The following is a 26,299-nucleotide window of genomic DNA, read 5'->3' on the forward strand; positions in this document are numbered from 1 at the left end:
TGTCGTGGCATGGCTCTTGTGCTCTGCGAGATCGACGACGGCGTTGCCACCGTGACCCTCAACCACCCTGAGGTGCGAAATGCGGTCAGCTTGGAGATGAACGGAGAGCTCGACGCGGTATTCGACCGCCTGGAGGCCGATGAGTCGGTAGGAGCGGTGGTGCTCACCGGCACGCCTCCGGCGTTCTCGGCGGGGGCCAACTTGGACGAGCTGCTGGCCGCGGACGACCCCGGCAGCCTGAGTTCCATCTACGCCGGGTTCTTGCGAGTGGCCCACACCCCGTTGCCCACAGTGGCCGCGGTGAACGGTGCGGCGGTGGGTGCGGGCATGAACTTCGCGCTGGCCTGCGATGTGATCCTGGCCGGGCAAAATGCGATGTTCGAGAGCCGATTTCTCCAGATCGCCATCCACCCCGGCGGCGGCCACACCTGGCGGCTGCGAAACATCTGCGATCGTCAGACGGCCATGGCCATGGTGCTGTTCGGCGAGAGGCTCGACGGACCGCGAGCCGCGGAGATCGGACTGGCCTGGAAATGCGTGGACGACGATGCGCTGTTGGAGGAGGCCCATCGCATGGCCCGCCGTCCAGCCCGCGCCCCGAGAGAGCTGACCAAGGCAATGAAGCAGACGGTCATCGACATGGGCGGGGTGGCCGACAGCGCGGCCGCGGTGGCTCGAGAGGTGGAGCCTCAGGTGTGGTCGATGAAGCAGCCGGAATTCAAACAGCGGGTGGCCGCCCTCAAGGAGGCCATCAGCAAGTCCAGCTAGCGGCTAGCTCATCCAGCCGGCCACCAACTCCGGTCCCCGCACCTGCCACTCCTCTGCGGTGATGCCGTAGCGGACGTGGTCTTCCCAGCAGCCGTTGATCTCCAGGTAGCGCAGAGCGATGCCCTCGTTACGGATGCCCAGCTTCTCCACCACCCGGCGGCTGGCCTGGTTGCGGGGGATGATGTTGATCTGCACCCGGTGCAGCCCCAGCGTCTCGAAGGCGTAGTCCAATACCACGACCAGGGCTTCGGGGGCATACTCCCGCCCGGCGTGACGGTGGTCGATCCAGTACCCCACATGGCCGCTTTGGAACGGGCCCCGCTGCACCCCCGACAAGTTCATCTCCCCTACCAGGCAGCCCTCCGCGAACACGCCGAACCCATAGCCCGCGTCCATCTGACGCTCCCGGTCTCGGGCACTGCACCGGGCGGCGAACGCCAAGCGGTCTTCCACTACATCGGGCTGAGTGCTGGGCGGCTTCGGCTCCCACGGAGTAAGCCATTCCCGGTTGGCCCGGCGCACCGCCTGCCACTCAACGAAGTCACTCTCCACCAGTGGACGCAACTCCACCCGAGACCCGCGCAGCACCTGCCCATCCCGAGTACCCCGAAACCGAGACCAAGTCCGCACTCCCCGCAAACCTAATCGCCCGACCCGCTGCCCTGCCGGGGGCTCAGTCCAGCAAGCTCAGCACCATCCCGTCGAGAATGTCCGACTCAGAGACCAAGCACGACTCGAACCCGAAGTGCCGCATGATCTTCACCAGAACGGTCATCCCCCCCACAATCACATCCACCCTGCCGGGCTCCAGGCCCGGATTGAAGGCCCGGTCAGCCCGAGACTCGGTGGCCAGGGTGCGGAACACGTCCTCGGCTGCGGCCTTGGTCAGCTCGAAGTGGTGGATCTTGTCCCGGTCGTAGTCATGGAGTCCCTGTTCGACGGCCGCCGCGGTGGAGATGGTGCCCGCCAGCCCCACGAACGTCCGGGCCTGGCGGGCGGCGGGCATTTCCCGGTCGACGTCGTCGAGGTGGTCACCGGTCACCGACAAGCAAGCGTGCAGCTCCTCGGGAAGCGGCGGGTCGCCGTGGAGGAATTTCTCGGTGAGGCGGACACAGCCCACGTCTAGCGACATGGACGCCTCGCACTCCGAGGTGCCCACGCTCAGCTCAGTGGAGCCTCCCCCCAAGTCCACCACCAAGAACGGCCCCTTCGCCGGATCGAGTTCGGCGGTGGCCCCCCGGAACGACAGCTGCCCCTCAGCCAGCCCGCTCAGCAGCTCGGGACGAGTGCCCACCACCGCCTCGGCGGCGTCAAACAGCTCGTCGCGGTTGGCCGCATCCCGGGCCGCCGAAGTGGCGGTGATCCGCACGGCCTCCACGCCGTGGCCATCCATCACCTCCCGGTAGCGGCGCAGGCAGTCCAGCGTGCGCTCGATGGCTCCCGGTGCCAGCCGGCCAGTGTGATCCACCCCCTCCCCCAGGCGGGTAATGGTCATCAACCGGTCCAGCGTCTCGGTGCCGCCCCGGCTGACCAGCAAACGAGTGGAGTTCGTGCCGCAGTCGATGGCGGCCACAACTGGCGGGCTCACGTCGGATCTTCGGCTTCCAGATTCTCAGCCACCCAGCGTCCGACCGGGTCGTCGCCCCCGGCCAGGAACCAGGCGTAGTGGGCGTGGAGGCACTTGACCCCTTGGCGGGTGCCGCCCACACCGGCGGAAGGGCGGTGCCCCCCATAGCCGTCGGGGATGGCGGCGTCCCGCTCGGCGGCGTAACGGCGGTGGGCGGCGGCCAGATCATGGGGATCGACGGCGGCTTCGGCCCGGCGCACTCCTCCGGCCGATTCCAACCGGCTCACCCGCAGCACATCGTCGGGGCCGACCAACCAGTAGCGCGTGGGCATGGGAGTGCCGTCATCCAGAATAGGAGCGTTCCTCAGCACCCGAGGAGTGCCGTCATCGGCTCTGACCACTACCTCGTAGGGGGCCCGGGGGGCGCGGCCCAGCAGGGCCTCGACTTGCTCGTCGTTTCCCAAGCGAAGGGTCAGCCCTTCTTTTTCTTCCTTCTCTTGAAGATTCTCCGGATGATCCACAATGCGGCGATGATCCCGGCAATGGGGCCGAACTTCTTGGCTGCCGGCGGGCCGGCCACTTCCAAGAGGTCTACCGCTTCGGGCTCGGGGCTGGACACTGCTCTGACGCCTGAGTCGTCAGCAGAAGCGTCATCACCGGAGGAAGAATCATCGGTGGAGGCTGAAAGCATGGCCTCCAGATTATCGGCAAACTGGTCCATGATCTTCGCACTCACGTCCGGGATGAGATTTCGGCCGATCTGAGCCACCTTGCCGGTGATCTTGAGGTCGGTGGTGACTCCGACTTTGGTCCGGTTGTCGTCCAGCGCCTCCAGTGTGGCGGTGATGTTGGCGCTGGCGTTGCCCTGTCCCCGGGTCTCACGGCCCTCGGCCAAAATGACCACCCTGAGGGCGTCTTGGTCTCGCTCGACGAAGGTGGCCTTGCCCTTGTACTGGGCGTTGACCGGTCCGACCTTGACTTTGACCACGCCCAGATACTCTTCTCCCTCGATCTCAGTGAGCTGGGCACCCGGCAGACAAGGTGCAATGCGCTCCACATCGTTGAAGGCGGCCCACACATCGCTGGCCGAGGCGTTTACTTCGATCTCGTTGGTCATTTCCATGATTGAAGGTCCTCCAGGGTGTCAAAATCCACCGGCTCTCCCAAACAGGATACTTCCGTAACCTGCTCGGGCCTCATTTGCATCAGCATTCTGGCCCCCACATCTCCGCTGGTGGGAAGCAATGGCCAGACCGCCGCTCCCAGCTTCACCGGGGGGCTGCGGCGGCCCCGATAGACGGCGGTCACCAAGTCGCCCTCGGTCTCCGCCACCGCTCGCCACGATTCGGCGCCCACCAAGGGCTGATCGCCCAGCCCGATCACCACCGCGTCGTGACCGTCATTCTCTGCGGTGAACACCCCAGCCCGCAGCGAGGTGGCTTGGCCCAGTTCCCAGGAGTGGTTCTCCACCAGCACCACCCCGTCGGGGATCAGGTCGCGCAACTCCACCGCCCCGGTCACGATATACACCGCGTCGAGCCCGGCCTCCAGCGCGGCATCGAGGGCGTGTTGCACCACGGTCTTGCCCCGAAACGGGGCTCGTAGCTTGTGGGTGTCTCCCCCGAATCGGGTGCCGGCGCCCGCGGCCAACACGATGGCGGCGGTGGTCATTGCTGCGCCCACTCGATCGGTTTGGTCTTGGCCGTCATGGCCCGAACACCTCGCCATTGGGGTGGAACGCCGACCAGGCGAACCAGAACTCGTTGGTGTGGACCACCGGCTCGAGCCGGCTGCCGGCCAACTCGCCGTCGACGGCCTGGCCGAGCACGTTCCAGGTCGAGCCGGTGCGGTCGTCGGTGAACCGCCCATCGACAGCCGGGGAGAACTCCAACGGCTCGCCGTCCACCCGCCGGTCGAAGGCCAAGGCGGCCCCCACATCCGTGCCGTCCGCAGTGACGGGGGAATCCAGCGCATCGGCGGTGCCCGGCGACCACAGCACCACCACCGGAACTCCGGCCACAGTGTCGTTCACCACTCTGTTGGCCTGTACCACGCTGAACGGGTAGGCCTTGTCATGGTCGTTCACCGTGACCCCAACAGTGCGCTCCAGGGCGGGATAGCGCTCATCCAGGATGGTGGAGTCGAAGAAACCGGGAATGGGCGCCAACCGGGAGGTGTACCGCACATAGGGATTGCGGCCATAGCTGCTGGCCGGAAGACCAGGCGGCGCCAGCACTACCCCGTCGGGATAGCCGGCCTTGAAGTCCCCCCAAGACACGATGGCCGACGGGATCACGTCTAGACGATGACCGGCGTAGGCCCCCACCAGGCCCTCGCCGCCGATCTGCTGCCACAGAGACTCAGTGGCGTCGTCCCACATCACCAGATCGCTGTTGCGGAGCAGACCCGATGTGCCGAATCGCAGCTGCTGGCCGTCGACCACCGGATCGAACACCAGGGCGCTGTTGCGCATCGGGCGGCCTTCGATCTCGTCATTGACGATCTCATGGACGATGAGCATGGCCAGTGGATAGAAGCGAGCGGTATCACCCACCACCAGGAGCAGGCCGGGTTCGGGGTCTGTCCAGCCGGCGTCCGATGCCGGGGCGAACTCGGGGTTGTCGATGGGCCGGATGCGGTCGCGGATGGGGATCACCTGGATGCCGATGCGCAGCTCGTCGAGTTCGATGGTGCGGGTGGACCAGTCGGTGGCCCAACCACCCGAGACGAACGCCAGATCCCCGGTGGGCGCCTCGCCCCCGGTGATCACCTGTGGGGTGGGCGGGGCAGGAATCGGATCAGAGCTGCCACAGGACGAGAGCACCAGCGCCACCGCTACCAGCGGGGCGAGGCGCTTCATCCCTCGGCCGGCGGGCGGTGGATGGGGCCTTCGCTGTCGCGCAGCGAAGGAGCGGCGTGGCCAGTGCGATTGGCGATGATCTCGGCGCACACCGAGATGGCGGTCTCCTCCGGCGTGCGGGAGCCGATGTCCAGCCCGATAGGGGCCATGAGCCGGTCAATTCCCTTCTGGTCTACCCCCACTTCGTGCAACCGCTCCAGGCGGGTGGCGTGGGTGCGACGGCTCCCCATCACCCCGATATAGCCCACATCGGTGGCCACCGCCCGCTGCACGGCGGGCACGTCGAACTTGGGATCGTGGGTGAGGATGCACACCGCGTCGTGGGGGCCGAGCCGCCCGCCGTAGTGGTCGAACACCTCATCGGGCCAGGCCACCATCACCCGGTCGGCCATGGGGAACCGCTTGACGGTGGCGAACACCGAGCGGGCGTCGGCCACGATCACGTTGAACCCCAGCAGCTTGCCGGCCCGGGCCAGGGCGGCGGTGAAGTCCACCGCTCCGAAGACGAGCATGATCGGCGGCGGCGAGAACGACTCGATGAATACCGACACGTCGGTCTCCCGAGCCTGCCCCTCGGCGCCGTAGTGGCGCACGCCGGTGCGGCCGGCGGCCAGCTCCCCCACTGCGTCGCGGCTTACAATCCGGTCCAGCTCGGGATGGCCCAAGGTGCCGAGAATGTCGCCGTCGGGCTCCACCACCAGCTTGGCCCCGGCGTTGTGTCCCTCGATGACGGTAGCCAGCGCCACCGGCCGCTCGTCCAGGATGGCTTCTCGCAGCCGTTCGTAGAGTTCGGTCACCGCTACCAGTCCAGGGGCTCGATGAACAGGTGGATGGTGCCCCCGCAGGTGAGCCCCACCGCGAAGGCCTCGTCGTCGCTGTAGCCGAAGCTGACCATGCGACGCTCCCCGCTTTCGAGGATGTCGAGAGCTTCGCCCACGACTGCGCCCTCCACGCAGCCGCCTGACACCGATCCGATCACATCGCCGGTGTCGCTGACGGCCATGGCCGCGCCGGGGTCACGGGGGCCGGAGCCCTCGACATTGACCACTCGGGCCAGCGCCACCCGTCGGCCCTCGGCCCGCCAAGCGTCCAAGTCGGCCAAGATCTCTTTCATACCGCCTGTGCTCCGATCATCGAAATGGACTCGGCTGGGGCCCGGTCGTCGGCCAGCACCTCAGCCAGCAGCTCCAACGAGTGCAGCGAATGGCCCTCGATGAAATCGTCCACATGGGGCAGCGCGGCGGCCATGCCCTGGGCCAGGGGCTGGTAGCCGGGGGTGGCCTTCAGCGGATTCACCCACACGAGTCTATGGGTCACCCGGTGCAATCGGGCCATCTGCTCGGCCATCACCTCGGGGCTGCCCCGATCCCAGCCGTCGCTCAAGATGACTACGGTCGCTCCCCGGGCCATGCCCCGAATGCCCCACAGTTCGTTGAATTCGGCCAGGGTGTCGCCCAGGCGGGTGCCGCCCGACCAGTCGCTCACCGCATCAGCCGCCTCGCTTATCGCCCGGTCGGGGTCCCGCGACGACAGCTCCCGGGTGATGCGGGTCAGCCGGGTGCCGATGGTGAACACCTCCACTCGGCGGCGGCCCACCACCGCGGCATGGACGAAGCGGATGAGCGCTCGGGCGTACGACTCCATCGACCCGGAGATGTCCAGCAGCAGCACCACCCGGCGAAGCCGCTCACCGGGCTCGGTGTACCAGCGCCGCACTGGCTCCCCGCCGCTGCGGATGGCGGCCCGCACCGTGCGGCGCAGCTCGGGATGCCCGGCGGTACGGTGGGTGCGGCGTCGGCGTCGGGACCGGCGGGTGCCGCCGAGGCGGGCCATGGCGGCCATCAGCCGATGGGCCTCGTCGAGCTCGTCGTCGCTGTAGTCGGCGAAGTCCTTGTCGCGCAGCACCTCGTGGCGGCTCCACCGCAGTGTGAGGGACGGATCGCCGGGGTCTTCGTCGCCGCCGCCGTCTTCACCCTCATCGTCGCCGTCGTCGTCCACCACCAAGGTGATGGGCTGGGTGACCTCCACCACCGGCGTGGCCACCAGCTGCTGCCCGCCGTAGTAAGCGTCGAAGATCTTGTCGTAGATCTCGATGTCGTCGGGCTCGGTCACCAGGGTGGCTCGGCCAGCCCAGTACACCGAACTGCGCTGCTCTAGCCCTACCGCACCGAGGGCCTGGTAGTAGTTCACCGACGACCCCACGGCCACGTCGATGCCCGCGCCTCGAAGGGCGTTCACGAAACCAACGGCGACTTCGTCAGCCCGCACGGGCTATGGCCTGCTCGATCAGGCCGCCGATGCCCTGGTCGACCACCCGCTGCTGGTCTTCCCGGTACTTGAGCACCGAGCCCAGGCTGGCCTGGGTGATCTCGGGGGTCAGCTCGGTCGCCCCGAGCCGTCCCAACGCCAGGCTCCAGTCGATGCTCTCGGCCACGCCGGGCGGCTTGTACAGGCCCAGTTCCCGGAAGGCGCCCACCGCAGCGGCCACCTGGCGGGCCAGCGGCTCGCTCACCCCGGGGGCCCGGCGGCCGATGATGGCCACCTCCCGCTCATAGCTGGGGTGCTCCACCCAGTGGTACAGGCAGCGCCGCTTGAGGGCGTCGTGGACGTCACGGGTGCGGTTCGAGGTGATGATCACCCGGGGCGGGGTGGTGGCCGCGAACCGGCCGATCTCGGGCACGGTCACCGCGTAGTCCGACAAGATCTCCAGCAGGAACGCCTCGAACTCGTCGTCGGCCCGGTCCACCTCATCGATCAACAGCACCGGGGGCGGTCCCTCGGAGCCGGAGATTGCCCGCAGTAGCGGACGCCTGATCAAGAAGCGCTCGGAGTAGAGCTCATCTTCCAGGGCGTCGGCCGTCTCCCGAGTGGCACCGCCGGTGGCCTCGGCAGTGCGCAGGTGCAGGAGCTGGCGGGAGTAGTCCCACTCGTACACCGCCTGGGCCACGTCGATGCCCTCATAGCACTGGAGGCGGATCAGCTCGCCGCCGGTCCAGGCGGCCAGGGCGTTGGCCGTCTCGGTCTTGCCCACGCCGGGCTCGCCCTCGAGGAGCAGGGGGCGGTTCAGGGTCATGGCCAAGAACACGGCCGTGGCTAACCCCTCGTCGGCCAGGTAGTCGCAGGTCTTTAGCCCGTCGGCCACTTCAGCGGCCGAAGAAGGCTGAGGGCCCAAAGGCTGGGCGTTAGCGTCCAGCGGCTTCGAGCGCCCGGCGGGTGAGCACCCGGGCGAGGTGCTCGCGGTACTCGGGTCCGGCGTTCAGGTCGGATGGCGGGTTGGTGCCCTCGGCGGCTGCTTCGGCCGCGTCGGAAGCCGACGCGCCTCCGGCGAGGGCGGCCTCCACACCAGCGGCCCGCACGGGGGTGCTGTCCATGTTCACCAAGCCCACGCCGGAGTTGCCGTTGGCCACGATGGCCGACACGCCCACGATGGCCCAGTCTTGGGCCCGGCGGTTGAACTTCTGGAAGCCCCACGTGGCATCGGGCATCTTGGGCACCCGGATCTCGGTGAGCAGTTCGTCGTCGCCCAGAGCGGTCTCGAGGAAACCGGTGAAGAAGTCGTCCACCGCGATCTCACGCTCGCCGCCCGGTCCCCGGGCCACCAGGGTGGCCCGCATGGCCAGCATCACCGACGGCAGGTCGGACGCGGGATCGCCGTGGGCGATCGAGCCGCCGATGGTGCCCCGGTGGCGCACCTGGGGATCGCCGACGTGGCTGGTGGCCTCGGCCAGCAGCCCAGCCTGCGACTGCACCAGCGCGCTGGTCTCCACGTCGCGGTGGCGGGTGAGGGCGCCGATGGCCAGGTGGTCGCCAGCGTCGTTGATGTAGCTGAGGTCGTCGAGGCGGCCGATGTCCACCAGCACGGCGGGGGTGGCCAGCCGCAGCTTCATGAGCGGCAGCAGGGAGTGGCCCCCGGCCAGCAGCTTGGCCTCGTCGCCGTGCTCGGCCAGCGCGGCCAGCGCCTCTTCAGCCGATCCGGCCCGGATGTAGTCGAATGCCGCAGGAATCATGACGAGGCCTCCGCACAGTGCAATACAGCTTTGACGATGTTGTGGTACCCGGTGCAGCGGCACAGGTTGCCCTCGAGGCCGATGCGGACTTCTCGCTCGGTGGGGTCGGGGTTCTCATCCAGCAGCGAGACCGCGGCCATGACCATGCCCGGCGTGCAGTAGCCACACTGGAGGGCGTGGCACTGGCGGAACGACTCCTGCATGGGATGGAGCACATCGCCGTCGGCCAGCCCCTCGATGGTCAAGAGGTCTTGCCCGTCGGCCTGCACGGCCAGCATGGTGCAGGATTTCACCGACTCGCCGTTCACATGAATGGTGCAGGCGCCGCACGAGGAGGTGTCGCACCCGATGTTGGTGCCGGTGAGGCCAACCACGTCGCGGATGTAGTGAACCAGCAGCGTGCGCGGCTCCACGTCATGCGAGTGGCTGTCCCCGTTAATCGTTACCGTTACTTCCACGGCACCTCCCTATTCGTCATCCGGGTCCGCGAGGAAATCTAGTACACCCACCCCCCCTCAGGTCACCCCGTAGGCCGTGCCGACCTATCCTTCCTTCTGCTCCTGCTAAGCCGGATCGTGCAACGATGCCATGACCACGCGGCAGTAACTAGTTGTCACTAGGCTTACTTGCCGTGACGGAGCCGTTTGGCAACCTTTCCCTGGAAACTTGGCATGCCTGCGCCAGTCGAGTGCTATAGCCAGCGGGGAGGGCTTTGTGGGGCCAAAGCCAAGTTGAATCTGGTGGGGCTGATTCTGGCACTGGTGGTCCTCTTGTTCGCCGAGTCCGCTACGGCTCAGGATCAGACTCTTACCGCTGATCCTGCTTCTGTACCCGAAGCAGGCACCTACGAAATCACGTTGACGCCTTCCGGCTTCACCTCTACTGCCACGAATCTTGTTGTCTGCAACACCGGCAACGAGTCGGTGGAGTGGAGCGCTGCAACCTTGATGCAGCACTGTGGCGGCTTCGGTGATCCGGTCAACGCTACTGATGGGCCTATCACAGTGTCAGATGTCGAAATTACCGAAGATGGAGTCACCTTCTTGATTTTTGAGCTCCGTGAGGACGGCGAAGCCGCCCTAGTACGAGTAATTGTCAGTATGGACGACACGGACATCAATGCCAGAAGATCAGAGGTTCGTACCAGAGACAGCCTGATCGCAGCACAGGAGTCCCTGCTCAACGTTTACAGATGCCGATTTGACATCGACACTCAGGTCGTACCCGGCGGATGCCGGGGTGGCCAACCGGCTAGGCCCCCCGCTGAGTCCTCCCCGTTCTTGGGGACGCCTACATCTCACGAAATCGGGGTGCGCGACGAGTTGGTGGCCTCCCAAGAAGCCCTCTTGAACGTTTACAGATGCCGATTTGGCATCGACACCCATATCGTTCCTGGCAGCTGTTCTGACGGTGTTCCATCCAACACTAAGGGACGCATATCGGTGCTGCAGGCACCCCCGTCGGGGCGCTGTGCTCACTCAATCGCCGACGGAACCTATGACTGGGAGGAGTGCGCCTGGGACGGATATTGGGATGACCGAAACTACAACCACTCACTCTCTGACTCTGAAGGTCAATCCCTGATAGAGCGAATTTGGGTGGAAGTCAACGTAGAGGGGAAGCCAGCACAACCGCCGACCAGTGAGTTGGTGCCAGCGGGCTCCACCTGCGCCACGGCGGTTGAGGGAGGAATCATCATTGCTTGCTACCAGCACAGCAGGCATCACATACGGAGGCTTGACTCATTTCTGCAGACTCTCCTCCACGAGACCGCTCATGCACTCGTTGCCCTCCATCCTTCAATCCAGGCGTGTCAGGTCCATTCAGATCCATACGACTACAACACTTGTGTACACAACGACATTTTCCGCTGTGTGTCCGATCACCTAAATGTCCACTACGCCGGGATTCCCTCGGCAGGTGTGTGCGGCAAGGCAGAGCAGCCGCCAAAGGCTCCTGACGACACGCACGAGTGGGATAGCTACAGCCTGGATGGTGGTGGCCGCATGGCAGGAACGTCTTCCTACGTCCATTCGCGGGGATTCCCGTATGAGGACAGCGACGACTGGCTGTTCGTTAGATGCGACGAGGGGCATTTGGATGTATACCTCTCATTTGAGCACGGCTACCTGGCTGGGCAATACCTCAGGAACGATGGCATCCCGGTGGCTTACGTGTTCTTGCCCGGCGATTTCTTCTCATGGGACGACACGCGGCAAAGCGACTTCGTCGCCTCAAACCGACAATGGGGTCTATGGGGAGAATCTATCGACAACCGCGCAGCCTTCCTGCCAAATAGTCGGGAAGAAGACTTCATAAACGCCGCGGTCAGCTCCCAGAGCGACTGGCTTCTAGTTTCTGTCGAGAACTGGGATAGCAGCGACTTCGGCGTTTTCATTTTCAGCTTGGGCGACGCCTACACCCACATTCGCCCCGTTACTGAGGAATGCGGATGGGTATGGCAATAGCACACCTGAACAGCGACCATCACGCCAGCTCCAAGACCCATACGAAACGGCAACTACTCTGCCGAGCACCATGACAGCCGTTGAGACAAGGACGAGTGCGGGCATCCCTGAGCAGGGCAACCTGGTCCGAGTACGTGACCGGTTTTGGGTGGTGGAGTCGGTAATTCCGTCTCGGCTGCTCCCCACTACCGGAAACGCAGACAGCACGGCAGCGCATAACGCAGTGCGGTTGGTGCCGGTGGACGACAAGGGCAGCCCCGATCCGCTAACCGTGTACTGGGAACTCGAGCCCGGCACCGAGATCCGACCCCAAGCCTCACTGCCAGATCCTGCCGATGGCCTCGACGACAGCGAAACCTTCGGCGCGTTCCTAGATGCCGCCCGCTGGGGCGCGGTGGCCGCCGCCGACCCGACCGCGTTCCAGTCGCCGTTCCGAGCGGGCATCGACATCAAGGACTACCAGCTGCTGCCGCTGGTCAAGGCGCTGGCCATGCCCCGGGTCAGCCTGCTGATCGCCGACGATGTGGGGCTGGGCAAAACCATCGAAGCCGGCCTTATCGCTGAGGAGCTCGTGTTGCGTGGCCAAGCCCGCAAGATCATGGTGGTTTGCCCGCCCAGCCTTTGCGGGAAGTGGCAGCGGGAGATGCGAGACAAGTTTGGCCTGGCATTTGAGGTAGTCAACAGGGAGTACGTCAGCAAACTCCGCCGGGAGCGAGGCGTCGGCGTCAATCCGTTCCGGTCGCATCCCCGGCTCATCGTGTCGCTGGAGTGGCTGAAGCTAGAACCTCAACTCCGCCGATTCGACGAGTTCCTCCCGCCCGACTCCAATACCTACCCCCGAGCCTTCGACCTGCTCATCGTGGACGAGGCCCACCTGATCGCCCCCGCTGCGGTGGGCAACTACGCCCAACCGTCCCTACGCACTGCGGCGCTGCGGAAACTGGCCCCCCACTTCGAGCATCGGCTGTTCCTCACTGCCACCCCGCACAACGGCTACCGCAACTCGTTCGAGTCGCTGATGGAGACACTCGACCCCAACCGCTTCGCCACCGGGGTGCCAGTGTCGGACGGGGACCGCGATGCGGTAATGGTGCGGCGACTGAAGTCACACCTGCGAGAACTGCTCGACAAAGACCAGGCCGACTTCCCTACTCGGAATATCCAAGCCATCGAAGTCGCCTTCGGCGATGCCGAGCGGGAGATGTTCCAACTGTTGGACGAGTATGCCGCCGCCCGTCGGTCCACCGCTTCCACTCCCGCCGAGCAAGCCGCTGCCCGGTTCATCACCCTTCTGCTGAAGAAGCGGCTGCTGTCGTCGCCCGCGGCGTTCAAGCTCACTCTCGACCGGCACATCAAGACCCTGGACGAGGCATCCTCGCGAGCCGCCTCAGTCGAGGCAGTGGAAGAGGCCGCCGCCACGCTGGACGCGGAGGTGGACGACGACGCCACGCTGGAGGAATTGGAGCAAGAGGCGCTTGATATTGCCGCAACCGCCCTGCCCGATACCGAGATTCGCGACCAGGAGCTACTGGCCCGGCTGCGGGCCCGAACGCTGCCTTACGGATCGCCAAGGCAGATACTGGACAAGCTGAGCCAGCACGCTGACCGCAACTGGCGGCGCCCCGACGCCAAAACTCAGAGGCTGATCGACTGGATCGCAGAGACCTGCTTCCCCGAAGGCACCTGGAACAACGAGCGGGTCATCGTCTTTACCGAGTACCGGGCCACGCTCAACTATCTCCACGAGATGCTGACCACCCCCCACACCGACCGGCCGCCCATGCGCGACCGGGTGGAGGTTTTCCACGGCGGAACCGACCTGGACGACCGGGATCGGATCATTCGGGAGTTCAACTACGACCCCGAGGTCACCAAAGTACGGGTACTGCTGGCCACCGACGCCGCCTCCGAAGGGATCGACCTTCACGGAGCCTGCCATCGGCTGGTCCATGTCGAGGTCCCGTTCAACCCCAATCGAATGGAACAGCGCAACGGACGGGTTGATCGACACGGCCAGAAATCTCCCCATGTGGACATCTTCCACTTCACCTCCCCTGCCAATGACGATGACTCAATCGGTTACGACCACGCTTTCTTGCTCCGGGTAGCCCAGAAGGTGGACGAGATACGCGACGACCTGGGCACGGTGTCATCGGTGTTAGCCGAGCGGATTGAGGCCCGGATGCTGCGCTCCGGTGATGACAGCCTCGACTTGGATGCCGTCTTAGCTGCCCGCCGGGACAGGGCCTTGACCGATCTGGCCAAGCTCAAGCGGGATTTCACCGAGCAGCTCGGCCAAGTCCGGCAGCGCTACCGCGACAGCGTGGCCGAGTTGGAGCTGTCGCCTGAGAGCGTGGAGCGGGCCGTGCGGGTGGGGCTGCGGATATCCAATCAGCCCCAGCCCATTCCGAAAGTCCTACAGAGGCCCAACGGCCCCGCGACGGTGTTCAAGATACCCGACCTGTCGGGCACATGGCCTGAGACGCTGGTCGGCCTCCACGATGAGGTAGCCGACCGGCGTCTTCCAGTCACTTTCGACGCCGAAATTGCCTCCGGGCGTGATGACATCGCCTATCTCCACTTGGGGCATCCACTGGTGGCCCGATGCCTGCGGACTCTGCGATCTCAGGTATGGGGGGCATCCGTAGACCGCTCCATCAATCGTGCCGCTATCCGCTACGCCGACGTAGACGAGGCAGTAGCCGTGGCCCATATCCGTATCGTGGTCAACGGCGCTGACGGCTCGACCCTGGACGAGGTCATCGAACCGGCCGCTGTTCGGGTGAGCGGTCGCCAAGGCCGGCTCAACGTGGGCGAGACCCAAGCGGTGGTGGCCGCGGGCCGCGGCGACACCCCGCCCCCTGGGTATATCTCCAATAAGTACGTTGATCAGTGGGAACGAGTGAGGCCCGCATTGGAACAGGCCCTCGCCGCTCGCGCCAACGAAGTCCGCGACCAGCGAGAACGGCGCCTGGACGCCAAGCGCGACCGGGAGGCCACTCGGCTCCAAGGAACGTTGACCGACCTCAAGGCCTCCATTCAGAGGCGGCTTGACGAGCTGGAGTCCAGCCCCGACACCGAACAGCTCCGCCTGTTCGACGCTGAGGAGCGGGAGCAATTCGAGGCTGACATCGCCGCGCTTCGCCGTCGGATCGACCAGATCGACGACGACATTGCCACAGAAATCAAGAACCTTGAGGAACGCTACAGAGTGCGGGACATCCACTGGTTTCCGGTGGCGGTCGAGGTCGTCGTCCCGCTCGGAGAGGTGTGATGGCTGTTTCCCGGCAAGTTGCCATCACCCACGAAGACTGGCTGAACCTGTGCGACCCCGAACCACCCTGGTTCACCCTGCCGGTGATGAAGCAGGCATTCCCAGAGGGGCTGCACCCGGTGTCCAGCGCCATCAGAGCCGAGCAGAAGGTCCGGTGGGACGAGGTTTACGACACCGACGACCGCACTGAATATGTCGGCTGGCTGCTGCGGAACGTGCTGGGTTGGGTAGGTCACTTCCGCACCGGCGACGACCTCCCAGAAGACTTGGCCGCCGGGGTCGCCGAGCAGGGCGTGACGGTGGCACCCACCGGGGCGTATGTTCCCCCAGCTCCGGCACCCGTCGGCCTATTCGGCGACACCGACTCCGATCAATCCGAGCCTGCCCCGCAAGTGCTGGTGTTCGTCCTGGCCGCGGGCACCGACCCGGCTAGTCGTCCCAGAGACGGCTGGTCCGCCAACCACATCCAGCGGGCGGCCAAATGCTGTCGCCACTTCAAGATTCCATTGGCCCTAGTCACCGACGGCGACCATCTCACGCTGATCCACGCCAGCCCAGACCATGCCACCGGCTGGGGCACATGGCGTGCATCGGTGTTCGCCACCGAGCCGGTGCTGCTGGACTCCTTCTCAACGATGCTGGGGGCTCGCCGTTTCACCGCGGTGACAGAAGACGACAGCCCATCTGCCCTGTTGGCCAAATCGGTTGGATCGCAAGCGGAGGTGACCGATCAGCTCGGCTTCCAAGTCCGCCGAGCAGTCGAACTGCTGGTGAGCGCCATCTCCCGAGCCGACCGCAGCCGAAACGGCACCCTGCTGGCCGATGTCGAGCCGGAACAGGTGTACGAGGCCGCGGTCACCGTGGTGATGCGGTTGGTGATCTTGCTGGTGGCCGAGGAGAACGACCTGCTGCCCACCGATGACGAGCAGTACCGCCAACTCTACGCCGTCCACACCTTGCACGAGAGCTTGCAACGCGAGCAGAGCGAGAACCCCGAGGCCATGGAGGCCCGGCACTCGGCCTGGCACCGGCTGCTGTCTACCGCTCGAGCAGTACACTCCGGAGTCCAGCACCATCACCTGTCGGTTCCGGCATATGGCAGCTCGTTGTTCGACCCCGACCGATTCGGATTCTTGGAAGGTCGAACTCCTGGGCAAGGCTGGCGCGAAAGCACCGGCCACCCCATCGAAGTCACTGACTCCGATGTGCTCGCCATCCTCAACGCTCTCCTGATGCTGCGGTTCCGCTCTGCCTCCAGCGGTACCGACACTCGCCGCCTGTCCTACCGCCAAGTGGAGGTGGAGCAGGTGGGCCACGTCTACGAAAAGCTGCTGGACCACAGCGTTCTGGTGGCCGACGGCCCGGTGCTGGGCTGCGAGGGCAGGCGGGGCGACGAACCAGAGGTGCCCCTGCGCGACTTGGAAGAAGCCCAGATGGACAGCGAGGACGCGCTGCTCGCGTTCCTCACCGACAAGAAGGGCAGCGACGGTCACTACGTGGGAACCCGCGCCCGGGTCAAGAAAATGCTGGAAGACGAGGTGCCCGCCTCTCGGCTGGCCGAGTTGCGGGCAGCCTGCGGCGGTGACGCCGATCTGGTGGAGAGAATCAAGCCGTTCGCCAACCTGTTGCGGCTCGACCTGCGGGACCGCCCGGTGGTATTCCTGCCCGGCGCGGTGTATGTGACTGAGACTGGAAGCAACCGGGCCTCAGGCACGGCCTACACCACTAGAGAACTGGCCGAAGAAGTGGCCAAGTACGCCCTTCAACCGCTGTGCTACTCCCCCGGCCCCCAAGACACCACGGATGCCAACCAGTGGCGGCTGCGTTCCTCCCAGGAACTACTGAAGCTGAAGGTATGCGATCCCGCGGTGGGATCAGGGGCCATCCTGGTGGCCGCTTGCCGATACTTAGCCGATCGGGTGGTGGAGGCGTGGGCCATCGAGGGTGATCCCCGAGCGGCTCAGCAAACGACCGCCGACGACCCCAACCGCCAAGCCGTAGTGGTTGATGCCCGACGACTGGTGGCTGAGCGGTGCTGCTACGGCGTGGACCGCAACCCGATGGCCGTAGAGATGGCCAAGCTCTCCATGTGGCTCACCACTCTGGCCAAAGACCGCCCGTTCACCTTCTTAGACCACGCCATCAAATCCGGCGACAGCCTTCTGGGCATCTGGGACTGGGATCAACTCCGCTACCTCCACATGGACCCTGACGCCGGCCGCCAGAGGGATCGCGCCTTCAGTTGGATGGTTGGTGAACGTGATGCGTTGGAGCTATTGCAAGACCGATTAGATGAAGCCGCCCTTCTGCGGATGGAACTTCAGAGCGGCACAACTGACTCAATCGCAGACTTGGACCGCAAGGCTGACCAAAATGCCCGGAGTGAGCGGTTGCTCCACAGCTTGGGAGCAGCAGCCGACCTGGTTGTCGGAGCGGCTTTGGCCTCATCACAAGACCGCAACTCGTCCGATGCACTGAATCAGATCATCGAAGCCGACCTGCCAGTGCTGCAAGGCCTGCTAACTGCTCTTGACTCCACAGAAGAACAATCCGCGCTCAAAGCCGCCGGGCAACGGGCAATGACGCGACTTGACGCTGGATGTCCTGAGGATGCTCCAAGTCGACGGCCCCTTCACTGGCCCATCGCATTCCCCGAGGTGTTCGCCGACGAAGGCCGATTCGACGCCATGATCGGCAATCCACCGTTTATTGGCGGCCAACGCCTGTCAGGAGCTACCGGTGGTGACTATCGAGAGCACCTCGTCCAATGGACAGCAGAAGGTGCCAAAGGCTCTGCCGACTTGGTCGCCTACTTCTTTCTCCACGCCGAGAAAGTGAGTCGATCTCTGGGCTATCTGGCAACCAACACCATTGCCCAGGGCGATACAAGCGAGGTGGGTCTCGCTCGACTGATAGACCGACGTTGGACAATTCATCGAGCAGTGTCTTCAACCCCATGGCCAGGCCATGCGTCACTTGAGATCGCGAAACTCTGGATGTCAGCAGCAAGCTGGCAAGGGCAGAAGCATCTTGACGGCCGCTGGGTCGGTGGAATTGACGAAATGCTCTACCCGGCCAGCCGGTCGAATTGGCGCAAGAAGCCGTTGGCCGCTAACTCAGAACACTCTTTTCAGGGAACAATAATTCTCGGTAATGGGTTTACGGTGACTCCTGAGGAAGCTCAAAACCTTATCGAATTAGATCAAAACAATCGTGAAGTACTATTTCCGTTCCTTAACGGGGAAGATCTCAATCAGTCGTCCACTCAAACAGCTTCCCGTTGGGTGATCAACTTTTTCGATTGGACAGAGGAGCATGCACGAATATATCACGATTGCTTTTCTTTGGTAGAAGAAAGAGTAAAGCCTGAACGAATGAGCAAACAGGGCCGAGACTATGAATCTGCACGCAAGTTTTGGTGGAAGTATCTCCGGCGTAGAGAAAATTTATATCGAGCTATCGCGGAGCTAGATCGTGTTCTAGCAATTGCTTTGACGAGCAAAGCAGTCATGCCTATAACTGTATCTTCCAAACAAGTGTTCTCGAATACAACAGGAATATTTGCCTATGATGGTTGGTTCCACCTTGGTGTGCTATCCAGCGGATTCCATTCCCGCTGGGCAACTCGGTACGCTTCTTCCCTCAGAACAGATACCCGCTACACCCCTACTGATGTATTCGAGACTCTGCCCCAGCCCTACCCAACCGATACGGTAGGGAGTGCTGCTGAAGCTCTTGACAACCACCGTCGACCGCTCATGGTGGCCCAGCAGATTGGCTTGACCTCTCTTTACAACCGGGTTCACAATCCCGACGACCATGACCCAACCATTGGGGAGATGCGCCGTCTGCACCGCAACCTCGACTTCGCCGTGCGAGATGCCTACGGCTGGCACGACATCGAGCTTGACCACGGATTCCACGATGTCCGGGGCGCAGGACTCCGGTTCACATTCGCTCCCGAAGCCGCCGACGAGATTCTGGAGCGCCTACTGGAACTCAACCGCGACCGCTTCCTCGCCGAAGTAGAAGCCGGACTCCACGGTAGGGCCAATACCAACGACCTCGCATCCCTCGGCGGCCTCTTCCAAGACCCCGACCCGGAGGATGAAGAGGCCACCGCATAGCCGCACTCCACTTCACAGCCCTGAAACAAGGGTGTCTGCCAGGGCTAACGCGCCGCACGCGCTCGAGTTACCCATTTCAGGAAGCGGCGCCATGGTGAGCCAGCCTCACCCGGTTTCCGATCATCAGCGCCAATTGCACCTCGGTCGACGAGTGTTTGTCTCCGTCCAGCCTCAATCTGTCGGCCGCTCCACGCCTTCGCCCAGATAATCCTGCTCTCACGAATCCAGTAGTGCGACTTGCATTCGAAGGTCCAATTCCCGATCGATGGACTCATGGAGATGGAGTCGCCGTTGTAAGTCAGCGCCCATGCCGATGGTCGGAGAGGAAGAACCACTGAATTGCCGCAGCCACAAGCACAACGATGCATGGTTGTTCTGAATTCGATTGACACATACAAGACATCGTCTTCGAGATCGGTTGGAATGGTCTCCACGAACGCGTGCGCGAAGCGCTTTCCTGTCATGCTGCCTTGCTCTCGTTGCCCTCGGTTTCCGGACTTAGGGCGTATTCGTCGTTCACTATCCGATTAGAGGCGATGCTGTACATGATGTGATGCGGAAGATCCCAGTCAGCGTAGAACCCTCGGTACTTCTTCCAGGCGATGACGGCCTGTGCCGCGTTTGTCATGTTCAGCTCGGCAATCTGGATATTGCTCCGGTAGTCATCATCGTCACGGTGAACGCTCACGGTTGAGATGCGGTCATATGCGTGGCTGGACTGATCGGGGGTGACCAGAGTCGTGCGGAGACTGCCAGTAAGACGGCCATTGACCACTTCGACGCCCATTCCAACGTCGATGAAGGGGATACCGGATTTGATGAGATAGTCAATGATTGGAGCTTTCGCTACCGCGTCGTCGATGGCGATGAACACAAAGGTCATATCAGAGAGCTCGCTGACCTGGGATTCAGTCACCGGGTATGGGTGCCGGATGATCCCCACTCGCATCTGGTCGTAGATGTCCCCAAAGTGGTCAACCTTGGCCGGTCGTGCGTTGAGCTGTTCGATGCTTGGTGCACCCGGCGCACGAAACGCGTTATGGGTGAGAAACTCGTCCCCGTCGAAGATGTGAATCTCGGCGACATGGGATTTGGCGACTGCGTCGAGAAGGAACTCTCCGGTTCCGCCGAGTCCCAAAATTCCGATCCGCTCCTCGCCGAGAATTTCATTCAGTGCCGTGATTCCGGCCCTAGACGACGCCGTGTCGATGTATTTGAAGGGACTTTGATCTTCGGAATCGACCTCGACCGGTCGATAGCGACGGGCGGTCGATTCCGGGTCAAGGGCATGGGCCTGACCAGCAATCTGCGCTACGTAAGTTGTCACCTTGTGGTAGTAGTCATCGTACTGGCCACTGCCGTGTGGCTTTGCCGACAGGTAACACGTGGCGACAAGTCCATTGCCGAGATCTTCTGCCTGTGTCTGGTTGATGATGCGCGATAGCGGTCGACCTTCGGTGTCGCATGGCACGCCGCCAATGAAGTGGGCGGTATGGTCGGGCGGTTGAGCCGCTACGTGACCAGCAACCGTCAGCGCGACAGTGAGGGCACCGTCGGCGTGTACGGCACCCTCACTGTCGACGAATGGCACATCGCCAACGACCAAATGGCCGCCCATGATGCAGATCGTGTAGCCGTCGTTACGGAGACGGATCAGATCCGCGCTATGAGCGATCGGTTGCTGTGACATCGAATCGCATGTGTTGCTTGACCTCTACCGTCTTTCCGGCGATGAGCGTGCCCCCCTGTCCGCCTTGGCTGTACTCGTACATAACCGAGTACCCCGTGTTGTCCCCGTAAGGAGCAGTCGGATAGGCCAGCTTGACCACATCTTCGAAGGAGACTGCGCCCCTATCGATTTCATAGGGTTGGGTGTTGATATAGATGGTCACTGTCTTCAACCCCCCTTTTCTGTCGGGCAGATCCTTGGTCTCTGCAAAGTCACTCATGATGGTTTCTCCTAACTGGGCCGCACTTCGGCCCTCACCATCGTTCAATGCCGAACCGCGACCAAGTGTCCGGGCTGCGACCTAGCCACACAGATCGCAGAGGGTGACCTCGGCTGAAGCTCCGCTCGGTAGCTCGACGTTGCATTCATGACAGCGGCGAGCCTCATTGGCACGTTGCCAGGTGTTGCATGAGCAACCGTGGTCGGGACAGGGACGGTCGCCACAGACCCGGCATTCGGCTTTGTAGGTGATACGGATTCGGTCGCACTGCCGGCAGTCGATCTCGTGCCCGATTGGCCCTGAGGGGGTCGAGGTCAACGCCACCCATGGCGCAACGCCCTGCATAAGAACAGAGAACGTGTAGCCCTGGGCATCGGTCACGGCGTCGGCCTCAAGAGTGCTCGACTCGACTCCGGATTGAGGGAATCGAAGGCGGATGTCCGAGCGACGAAGGGAGGGCTTTTGAGAAGCCTCATAAAAGAAGCTGTCGCTACCCATATCTGTCTCGCGTCGGATCGCAAACGGGAGGCTGCGGTTAATGGCGAGTTGGACCATTCCGCCGCGGGACAGAACGACCATGCCCGGGGCCCGGAGCGATTGCGACGCCCGGACGCAGGCGGCCTCACGACTAGCGAACGACATCTCAGCGAGCTGCTGGACATCCCGCGCACATGGGCCGTTTTCGGGGATGTGTTCTGAGACGAGATGGTCGGGTAGCAAGATCAGACTGGCAAAGGCGTTGGCGACGCGCTCCTCCTCATTGCGGCCGGCTGCGTCGAACTGGAAAAGCCAGTCCTGAAATTCTCCATCGTCGTGACCGAGCGCATGACAGAGTTCATGCAGAATCGTGAATCGGCGGCGACTCTCCACGGCTGCTGCATCGACAGTAATGATGCCCCGCTCGTGGTCGTAGCTACCGTTGAAGTCGCAGTCGCTCTGGCTGTCATGGTGATACCGAACCTCAATCCCAAAAGCGAGACCAACTGCGGACTCTGGATCCTCCCGAAAGGGTGTCTCGTCACCTAGCAATGCGACGAGGCGTCTCGCATGAGCGTCGATCTGTCTTGGGTCAGCACTCATCAAGGTAGGTCTCAATGAGCCCCATCCACCGACTGCGCTCATTGGCAGAGCGAGTCGCGCGTGCAGCGAGCGGGAGTTCGCTCGTAGCTACCTTGAACCGCCATTTTGCCTCGTTTGGTTCGCCTTCAGCGAGACCACGCTCGGCCAAACGCCGACGGAACTGGGGCCGATCGAGTGCCCAAACGAGATCCTGGTCAAGACGTACCAGTTGGAGCCGATCAGCTTCCACATTGAGGAGAGACGACAGGATCTCTGCCTGTTCGCTCGAAGGAACGCGCTCACCACGGGCGATGGCGGTTACCTCTCCGGGGGCGACACCGAGCTCGCTGGCAAGCTTGCTCGGAGATAAGCCGTGCTCATGAAACATGACAGCAAAGTCAACCGCATCAGCATTCGACGGAAACCAGGTCGCCGCGGCGAGTTCAGCCATGCGGTCGGCTATTGCCTTCCAAAGCTGAGCGCGCTCGTCGAGCAAGCTAGTGATCGAAGGGCCATCACCCTCACCACGATCAACGGCTTCAAGCTCAGAAGGATCGACCGTTGCGATGCACACGTCAAGCACTCGAATAGGCAGACGCCGTCGCAGACCACACCAAGCGCCAAGTGGATGGTCCAGCGGACTACCAGGGTCGACACGAACCGTCTCATCATCACCGAGGTCCATATCGGGGCTCACTGGAACGGTGTCGATGTCCGCATCACCGACTTCGACAACCAAGACGAGCTGGATACACGAACCCCAAGCTGCCCGCCAGATCTCGCCTTGATGCGGATCTGTCACCGACGCACTAAAGGCTGCTGATAGCGCGTCCAACGATGGCGGCTCAACCCGCCCCTGGACCTGTTGCCCGTTTCCTTCCTTCTGATTCATCGATTTGGACCCTCTGATACGTCCAAATGCCGCATCTTGCTCAACTGTCCGATGTCACGGACGCAAGAGCCAACAGCTTGCTTAGAACCATGAGCTGATCGTCCTCGCCAGAATCCCTGAGCACAGTGCGGAACTTACTCTTTAGCCGATTCATTGCATCATTCACCGCACTCTTGCCACCGCCAATCGCCGTAGCGGCTTGCCGAGCACTCGATGACAGGTGGGGAACGAGCTGCCGCTCGCGGGGACTGAGTTGGTCCCACAACACATTTGCCGTGTCGGCGGCATCGAGTTCTCTGTATTGTTCGCACACCTGCTCAGCCGGGTCCGACTCCCAATCGGCGGTATAGCGGTCATCAGCCATGTCGAGGCTCTCGATTGCAGCGACCGGGCCAACCCCCAGACGCTGACCGATTACTTCAACAAGAGTGTCGATATGCACAGCGCCTCCGGCTTGGTCATACACCGCGTCCAAGAGCGCCAAGAGGGACGATTTCTCGGCAACCGGACTGTGGCGTTTGGCGTCTGGACGCCACTTCACAACCTCAACCTCAACCTGCCAGGCAGCCTCAAGTAGATCGGACGCTGCAACAGCCCGCACGCTGGGCGGATCATCCCTTCGCCGCCAGAATTTGGTCGGCCACTCGACGTAGCCCTCAGGCGAGATGACTTCCTTTAGGCGGCGTTGCAATCGCGCGCGATCAGTGCGCCGCAACTTGGCACGAACGAGATTCACGAGACCCGTGTACACCAGCTTCCGGAGGCTCTCGTCGTCATGAGCGTTCAGAATGGAGTGCTCGTATGCGGCTGACGAATAGAACTCCGAGGTCAGATCCTCCACGTCCTCGGAGGTCCAAGACGTCCCATCGGGTTTTGGGAACCGGCCTGCAACAGACACAGCCAGCTTCTCAACGACCGCGACATAGGCCGCTGCGCCACCGGACCGAATCGCCCTCAGCACATCGTCGTTTGCAGCAGACCTGTTCTGGTGAGAGGTCAGTGAGGAGCGGTCCATCGGTCGCCTTTGGTCGTCAAGCTTTGATCCGAGCGAGCGGCGCGGGGACCGCAACGAGGCTGGGATACGCCGCTACGACGCGGTCGTATAGGTCGTCGCTGCCATCCTCTGTGACAGAGATAACGAGCGCGAAGTCCACCGGATCGGATGACACTTCAAGGGCACCAGCACGACGCGCCAAATAGGAGATGTCAATTCGGGGATCAAAGACATCATCTGGCTGGAGCTTGCATCGATAGGTCCGAAGCGTCTCCCACTTGCCCTGGTCCCTGGCTAGGTCTTCAGGCTTGGCATAAGCACTGAAGCCCTTTGCGGCAGCAGGCTCGTGGCTTTGGCGGTAGCCGCCAGCCAATAGCTCAGAAACTCGGGCGGTATCGGCGAGCTGTGCAATTTCACTGCCTCTCGGGTCGGTGCGAGTGAAGGTGAACCGGTGCGCGTTTGGGCGCAAGGTCAATTCAACGGAAGAGCGGGTGTATTCGGTGACCTGCGTTAGTTCTACGGGGGAAGTAACAGCCAGCGTGACAGTGACCGTGAGGGCACCTGTTGCCCCATGGGGGATCGGTACTTCGTAGGCAAGGATTTCATCGCGGTCGATCGTGTCCTGATAGACCAGACTGACCGCGCCAGGTTCGCAGTCAAGGACCTCATCGAAGGTGAGGGGAAAGCGGCCGTAGCCGAACTCATTGCGGCGTTTGCGATGGTGCCGATGACGTTCGGCAAAATGGACTGCGAGGGCCCGCAATAACGCTGGCGTGACGTGATCACCGAACCGCACCGCCAGCCCGGTGAGGGCGTGGGTCACAAGGGGCGCCGCAAAGCTTGTCCCTTCATCAGAGGCGAGATACCCATCGGCTGTCATGGCGAGAAAGGGGTCTTCATCCAGAACGCCACCGAATTGCACCCCGGTTGGCTGGATTCGCGCACCTGGTCGTCCGGGACCAACAGCGGAGTACGGGGCCTTGGACCAACGGACTCCGTCGGGACTGTCGCACGCTCCAACCGACAGCACGTTGGCGCCGTCGGCCGGTACTTGGACCCGATTGAGTTCGAGTTGATCTGATTCCTGCCCATTATTGCCCGCTGCGACAACAAAGAGGACGTCTCGTTCATAGGCGATGCGGTCCAACACATGGGTCCAGCGATGTGGTTCGAGTCCTGCCTCGACTGCTTGGTCGGGGCCGTAAGACAGATTGATGATCGCGTAGTCCTGTTCTTTCGCTACGCGTTCGATCTCGTCGAGAATCCAGACGAGGGCCAATTCGTCTGGCCAGTGGTCCGGCGGATGAATGCGATAGTGATCGAGACGGGCCACTGGTTGGGGCAACTGTGAGCCCGGGACCATCAACCCGTAGGTCGCAGCCGCTGTTACCGCAGTGCCGTGGCTGACAACATCAGGATCGGGGTCGGCCTTGGCCAACGTGACTTCCTCAGATTGGAAGAAGGGTGGATCTGCGGAGTTGTCCAGGCCGCCGTCAAAGACTGCCACCGCGTGGACCTCATCCACTGGGGATAGCTCATCGGGAGGATGCACGCGTGGCCTCGTACCTCGGGGCCCTACTGCAGGCAACGGCCTCATTGTCGGCATAGGTCGTACCGCTCGGAGGGGATTGAACCGGGCTAGTTCATGAACATTGGCGGGATTGACCCGAGCAGGAGCGAAAGTCAGTCCGCCTGCGGTTCGGACGAAATCGAAGTGTGGGGTTCCGTCTAACGATTCAACAAGCAATCCCCACTTTTCGATGATGTCATCGCCAGCCGGGGTAGGGTCGCCGGCGGCATTGATGCCTGTTGGGTGCAGCACGCATTCGACAGTCACGGACTCGTCATCCCCGAATTCCGTCGTCAATAGAACTGAGTCCGGTTTGGGCAAGCCAAAATCACTGAGGGTCCGGATCTCCTTGAACGCACGCCGTTCCGACTTTGTCGCTCCACCTCGGTTCGTTACGAGCGTCTGAAGCATCTCAAGTCCGTCGTCGGTCACTGCCAGAATCAGCCTTCGAGTAGGTGATTGCTTGGTCTTGGTGTTGGTTTCGAGGAGACCCTCGGCGTAGCGGGATCCGACGCTTTGCGCCTCCCCAAACGCCAGCAGCCTCGAGGGGTGATAGGACGCGGCAAGGTAGTTGGGCAACAACGTAGTCTCGACAACGACTCGCTCACCCCTGAATTGGTCTGGGATTAAGGCGGCCTCAATGCGGGTAGTTTCGATTTGGGGAAGAAGGATCTCACGGGCTTGTTCCGCGGTTTGCGGCTCGTACTTATCGCCAGCCCCACGCCAGCGCCGTAGGTCCAAATCCTGGCGAAGCGATTCACCGT

The 26,299-nt window shown here is 63.0% G+C and carries 23 protein-coding genes; 4 read left to right on the top strand and 19 right to left on the bottom strand.

Annotation, left to right across the window (positions count from 1 at the left end; translation table 11 throughout):
• Positions 1 to 9: 9 nt before the first annotated feature.
• Complete coding sequence (locus ACOGI7_RS10990; protein ID WP_419848805.1) at positions 10 to 768, top strand: enoyl-CoA hydratase-related protein; 759 nt, start codon at positions 10 to 12, stop codon at positions 766 to 768.
• Positions 769 to 771: 3 nt separating this feature from the next.
• Here ACOGI7_RS10990 and ACOGI7_RS10995 read toward each other — a convergent pair whose 3' ends face one another.
• From ACOGI7_RS10995 to ACOGI7_RS11050, 12 genes are all read right to left on the bottom strand, one after another.
• Entirely contained in the window at positions 772 to 1,338 is a 567-nt protein-coding gene (locus ACOGI7_RS10995) for a GNAT family N-acetyltransferase (protein WP_419848806.1), read from the bottom strand.
• A 103-nt stretch (positions 1,339 to 1,441) separates the two neighbouring features.
• The gene (locus tag ACOGI7_RS11000) at positions 1,442 to 2,356 is read right to left on the bottom strand and encodes an exopolyphosphatase (RefSeq protein WP_419848807.1); all 915 of its coding nucleotides are present in this window, start codon (positions 2,354 to 2,356) and stop codon (positions 1,442 to 1,444) included.
• On the bottom strand, positions 2,353 to 2,856 hold the full coding sequence (locus ACOGI7_RS11005; RefSeq protein ID WP_419848808.1) for a DUF501 domain-containing protein: 504 nt from the start codon (positions 2,854 to 2,856) through the stop codon (positions 2,353 to 2,355). Before ACOGI7_RS11005 ends, ACOGI7_RS11000 begins: the two co-directional genes overlap by 4 nt.
• Positions 2,808 to 3,458, bottom strand: a complete 651-nt coding sequence (locus ACOGI7_RS11010) for an SRPBCC family protein (protein WP_419848809.1) — start codon at positions 3,456 to 3,458, stop codon at positions 2,808 to 2,810. The genes ACOGI7_RS11005 and ACOGI7_RS11010 overlap by 49 nt, the downstream gene beginning before the upstream one ends.
• Positions 3,449 to 4,006 carry a nucleotidyltransferase family protein gene (locus ACOGI7_RS11015; protein WP_419848810.1) on the bottom strand — a complete coding sequence of 186 codons (558 nt, stop codon included), beginning with the start codon at positions 4,004 to 4,006 and terminating at the stop codon, positions 3,449 to 3,451. Before ACOGI7_RS11015 ends, ACOGI7_RS11010 begins: the two co-directional genes overlap by 10 nt.
• 34 nt (positions 4,007 to 4,040) lie before the next feature.
• A complete protein-coding gene (locus ACOGI7_RS11020; protein WP_419848811.1) occupies positions 4,041 to 5,195 on the bottom strand; it encodes a DUF3179 domain-containing protein in 1,155 nt (384 codons plus the stop codon).
• Positions 5,192 to 5,992 (bottom strand): XdhC family protein, encoded by an 801-nt coding sequence (locus tag ACOGI7_RS11025; RefSeq protein ID WP_419848812.1) that lies wholly within the window; start codon positions 5,990 to 5,992, stop codon positions 5,192 to 5,194. The genes ACOGI7_RS11020 and ACOGI7_RS11025 overlap by 4 nt, the downstream gene beginning before the upstream one ends.
• Positions 5,993 to 5,994: 2 nt before the next feature.
• Complete coding sequence (locus tag ACOGI7_RS11030; protein ID WP_419848813.1) at positions 5,995 to 6,309, bottom strand: XdhC family protein; 315 nt, start codon at positions 6,307 to 6,309, stop codon at positions 5,995 to 5,997.
• On the bottom strand, positions 6,306 to 7,463 hold the full coding sequence (locus ACOGI7_RS11035; protein WP_419848814.1) for a vWA domain-containing protein: 1,158 nt from the start codon (positions 7,461 to 7,463) through the stop codon (positions 6,306 to 6,308). Before ACOGI7_RS11035 ends, ACOGI7_RS11030 begins: the two co-directional genes overlap by 4 nt.
• On the bottom strand, positions 7,453 to 8,337 hold the full coding sequence (locus ACOGI7_RS11040) for an AAA family ATPase (protein ID WP_419848815.1): 885 nt from the start codon (positions 8,335 to 8,337) through the stop codon (positions 7,453 to 7,455). Before ACOGI7_RS11040 ends, ACOGI7_RS11035 begins: the two co-directional genes overlap by 11 nt.
• A 40-nt stretch (positions 8,338 to 8,377) precedes the next feature.
• The gene (locus ACOGI7_RS11045; RefSeq protein ID WP_419848816.1) at positions 8,378 to 9,202 is read right to left on the bottom strand and encodes an FAD binding domain-containing protein; all 825 of its coding nucleotides are present in this window, start codon (positions 9,200 to 9,202) and stop codon (positions 8,378 to 8,380) included.
• Positions 9,199 to 9,660: a (2Fe-2S)-binding protein gene (locus tag ACOGI7_RS11050; RefSeq protein WP_419847487.1), complete on the bottom strand. Its 462-nt coding sequence runs from the start codon at positions 9,658 to 9,660 to the stop codon at positions 9,199 to 9,201. The genes ACOGI7_RS11045 and ACOGI7_RS11050 overlap by 4 nt, the downstream gene beginning before the upstream one ends.
• Before the next feature lie 282 nt (positions 9,661 to 9,942).
• Between ACOGI7_RS11050 and ACOGI7_RS11055 the strand changes: the two genes are divergently transcribed.
• The 3 genes from ACOGI7_RS11055 to ACOGI7_RS11065 all read left to right on the top strand — a co-directional run bounded on the left by ACOGI7_RS11055 (position 9,943) and on the right by ACOGI7_RS11065 (position 19,071).
• Positions 9,943 to 11,670: a hypothetical protein gene (locus ACOGI7_RS11055; protein WP_419848817.1), complete on the top strand. Its 1,728-nt coding sequence runs from the start codon at positions 9,943 to 9,945 to the stop codon at positions 11,668 to 11,670.
• Positions 11,671 to 11,740: 70 nt separating this feature from the next.
• On the top strand, positions 11,741 to 14,944 hold the full coding sequence (gene drmD / locus ACOGI7_RS11060; protein ID WP_419848818.1) for a DISARM system SNF2-like helicase DrmD: 3,204 nt from the start codon (positions 11,741 to 11,743) through the stop codon (positions 14,942 to 14,944).
• On the top strand, positions 14,944 to 19,071 hold the full coding sequence (locus ACOGI7_RS11065; RefSeq protein WP_419848819.1) for an Eco57I restriction-modification methylase domain-containing protein: 4,128 nt from the start codon (positions 14,944 to 14,946) through the stop codon (positions 19,069 to 19,071). The genes drmD and ACOGI7_RS11065 overlap by 1 nt, the downstream gene beginning before the upstream one ends.
• A gap of 44 nt (positions 19,072 to 19,115) precedes the next feature.
• Here ACOGI7_RS11065 and ACOGI7_RS11070 read toward each other — a convergent pair whose 3' ends face one another.
• The 7 genes from ACOGI7_RS11070 to ACOGI7_RS11100 form a co-directional block, all read right to left on the bottom strand.
• Positions 19,116 to 19,535 carry a DUF6527 family protein gene (locus ACOGI7_RS11070; RefSeq protein WP_419848820.1) on the bottom strand — a complete coding sequence of 140 codons (420 nt, stop codon included), beginning with the start codon at positions 19,533 to 19,535 and terminating at the stop codon, positions 19,116 to 19,118.
• Entirely contained in the window at positions 19,532 to 20,761 is a 1,230-nt protein-coding gene (locus tag ACOGI7_RS11075) for a ThiF family adenylyltransferase (RefSeq protein WP_419848821.1), read from the bottom strand. Before ACOGI7_RS11075 ends, ACOGI7_RS11070 begins: the two co-directional genes overlap by 4 nt.
• Positions 20,736 to 21,020 carry a multiubiquitin domain-containing protein gene (locus tag ACOGI7_RS11080; RefSeq protein WP_419848822.1) on the bottom strand — a complete coding sequence of 95 codons (285 nt, stop codon included), beginning with the start codon at positions 21,018 to 21,020 and terminating at the stop codon, positions 20,736 to 20,738. Before ACOGI7_RS11080 ends, ACOGI7_RS11075 begins: the two co-directional genes overlap by 26 nt.
• An 81-nt stretch (positions 21,021 to 21,101) precedes the next feature.
• The gene (locus tag ACOGI7_RS11085; protein WP_419848823.1) at positions 21,102 to 22,100 is read right to left on the bottom strand and encodes an ImmA/IrrE family metallo-endopeptidase; all 999 of its coding nucleotides are present in this window, start codon (positions 22,098 to 22,100) and stop codon (positions 21,102 to 21,104) included.
• The gene (locus ACOGI7_RS11090; protein ID WP_419848824.1) at positions 22,090 to 22,971 is read right to left on the bottom strand and encodes a helix-turn-helix domain-containing protein; all 882 of its coding nucleotides are present in this window, start codon (positions 22,969 to 22,971) and stop codon (positions 22,090 to 22,092) included. The genes ACOGI7_RS11085 and ACOGI7_RS11090 overlap by 11 nt, the downstream gene beginning before the upstream one ends.
• Positions 22,972 to 23,011: 40 nt before the next feature.
• Positions 23,012 to 23,986: a hypothetical protein gene (locus ACOGI7_RS11095; protein ID WP_419848825.1), complete on the bottom strand. Its 975-nt coding sequence runs from the start codon at positions 23,984 to 23,986 to the stop codon at positions 23,012 to 23,014.
• 16 nt (positions 23,987 to 24,002) lie between these two features.
• Entirely contained in the window at positions 24,003 to 25,490 is a 1,488-nt protein-coding gene (locus tag ACOGI7_RS11100) for a S8 family peptidase (protein ID WP_419848826.1), read from the bottom strand.
• Between the last annotated feature and the right edge of the window lie 809 nt (positions 25,491 to 26,299).

Origin of the sequence: Candidatus Poriferisocius sp. (assembly GCF_965204145.1) — a bacterium.
In the GTDB taxonomy this organism is placed as follows: domain Bacteria; phylum Actinomycetota; class Acidimicrobiia; order Acidimicrobiales; family Bin134; genus Poriferisocius.

What these genes read in the sequence shown, in the direction of transcription:
- ACOGI7_RS10990 (WP_419848805.1), top strand. Translation starts at nt 10, where the DNA reads ATGGCTCTTGTGCTCTGCGAGATCGACGACGGCGTTGCCACCGTGACC.
- ACOGI7_RS11010 (WP_419848809.1), bottom strand. Translation starts at nt 3,458, where the DNA reads ATGGAAATGACCAACGAGATCGAAGTAAACGCCTCGGCCAGCGATGTG.
- ACOGI7_RS11015 (WP_419848810.1), bottom strand. Translation starts at nt 4,006, where the DNA reads ATGACCACCGCCGCCATCGTGTTGGCCGCGGGCGCCGGCACCCGATTC.
- ACOGI7_RS11020 (WP_419848811.1), bottom strand. Translation starts at nt 5,195, where the DNA reads ATGAAGCGCCTCGCCCCGCTGGTAGCGGTGGCGCTGGTGCTCTCGTCC.
- ACOGI7_RS11030 (WP_419848813.1), bottom strand. Translation starts at nt 6,309, where the DNA reads ATGAAAGAGATCTTGGCCGACTTGGACGCTTGGCGGGCCGAGGGCCGA.
- ACOGI7_RS11045 (WP_419848816.1), bottom strand. Translation starts at nt 9,202, where the DNA reads ATGATTCCTGCGGCATTCGACTACATCCGGGCCGGATCGGCTGAAGAG.
- drmD (WP_419848818.1), top strand. Translation starts at nt 11,741, where the DNA reads ATGACAGCCGTTGAGACAAGGACGAGTGCGGGCATCCCTGAGCAGGGC.
- ACOGI7_RS11065 (WP_419848819.1), top strand. Translation starts at nt 14,944, where the DNA reads ATGGCTGTTTCCCGGCAAGTTGCCATCACCCACGAAGACTGGCTGAAC.
- ACOGI7_RS11070 (WP_419848820.1), bottom strand. Translation starts at nt 19,535, where the DNA reads ATGACAGGAAAGCGCTTCGCGCACGCGTTCGTGGAGACCATTCCAACC.
- ACOGI7_RS11075 (WP_419848821.1), bottom strand. Translation starts at nt 20,761, where the DNA reads ATGTCACAGCAACCGATCGCTCATAGCGCGGATCTGATCCGTCTCCGT.
- ACOGI7_RS11080 (WP_419848822.1), bottom strand. Translation starts at nt 21,020, where the DNA reads ATGAGTGACTTTGCAGAGACCAAGGATCTGCCCGACAGAAAAGGGGGG.
- ACOGI7_RS11085 (WP_419848823.1), bottom strand. Translation starts at nt 22,100, where the DNA reads ATGAGTGCTGACCCAAGACAGATCGACGCTCATGCGAGACGCCTCGTC.
- ACOGI7_RS11090 (WP_419848824.1), bottom strand. Translation starts at nt 22,971, where the DNA reads ATGAATCAGAAGGAAGGAAACGGGCAACAGGTCCAGGGGCGGGTTGAG.
- ACOGI7_RS11095 (WP_419848825.1), bottom strand. Translation starts at nt 23,986, where the DNA reads ATGGACCGCTCCTCACTGACCTCTCACCAGAACAGGTCTGCTGCAAAC.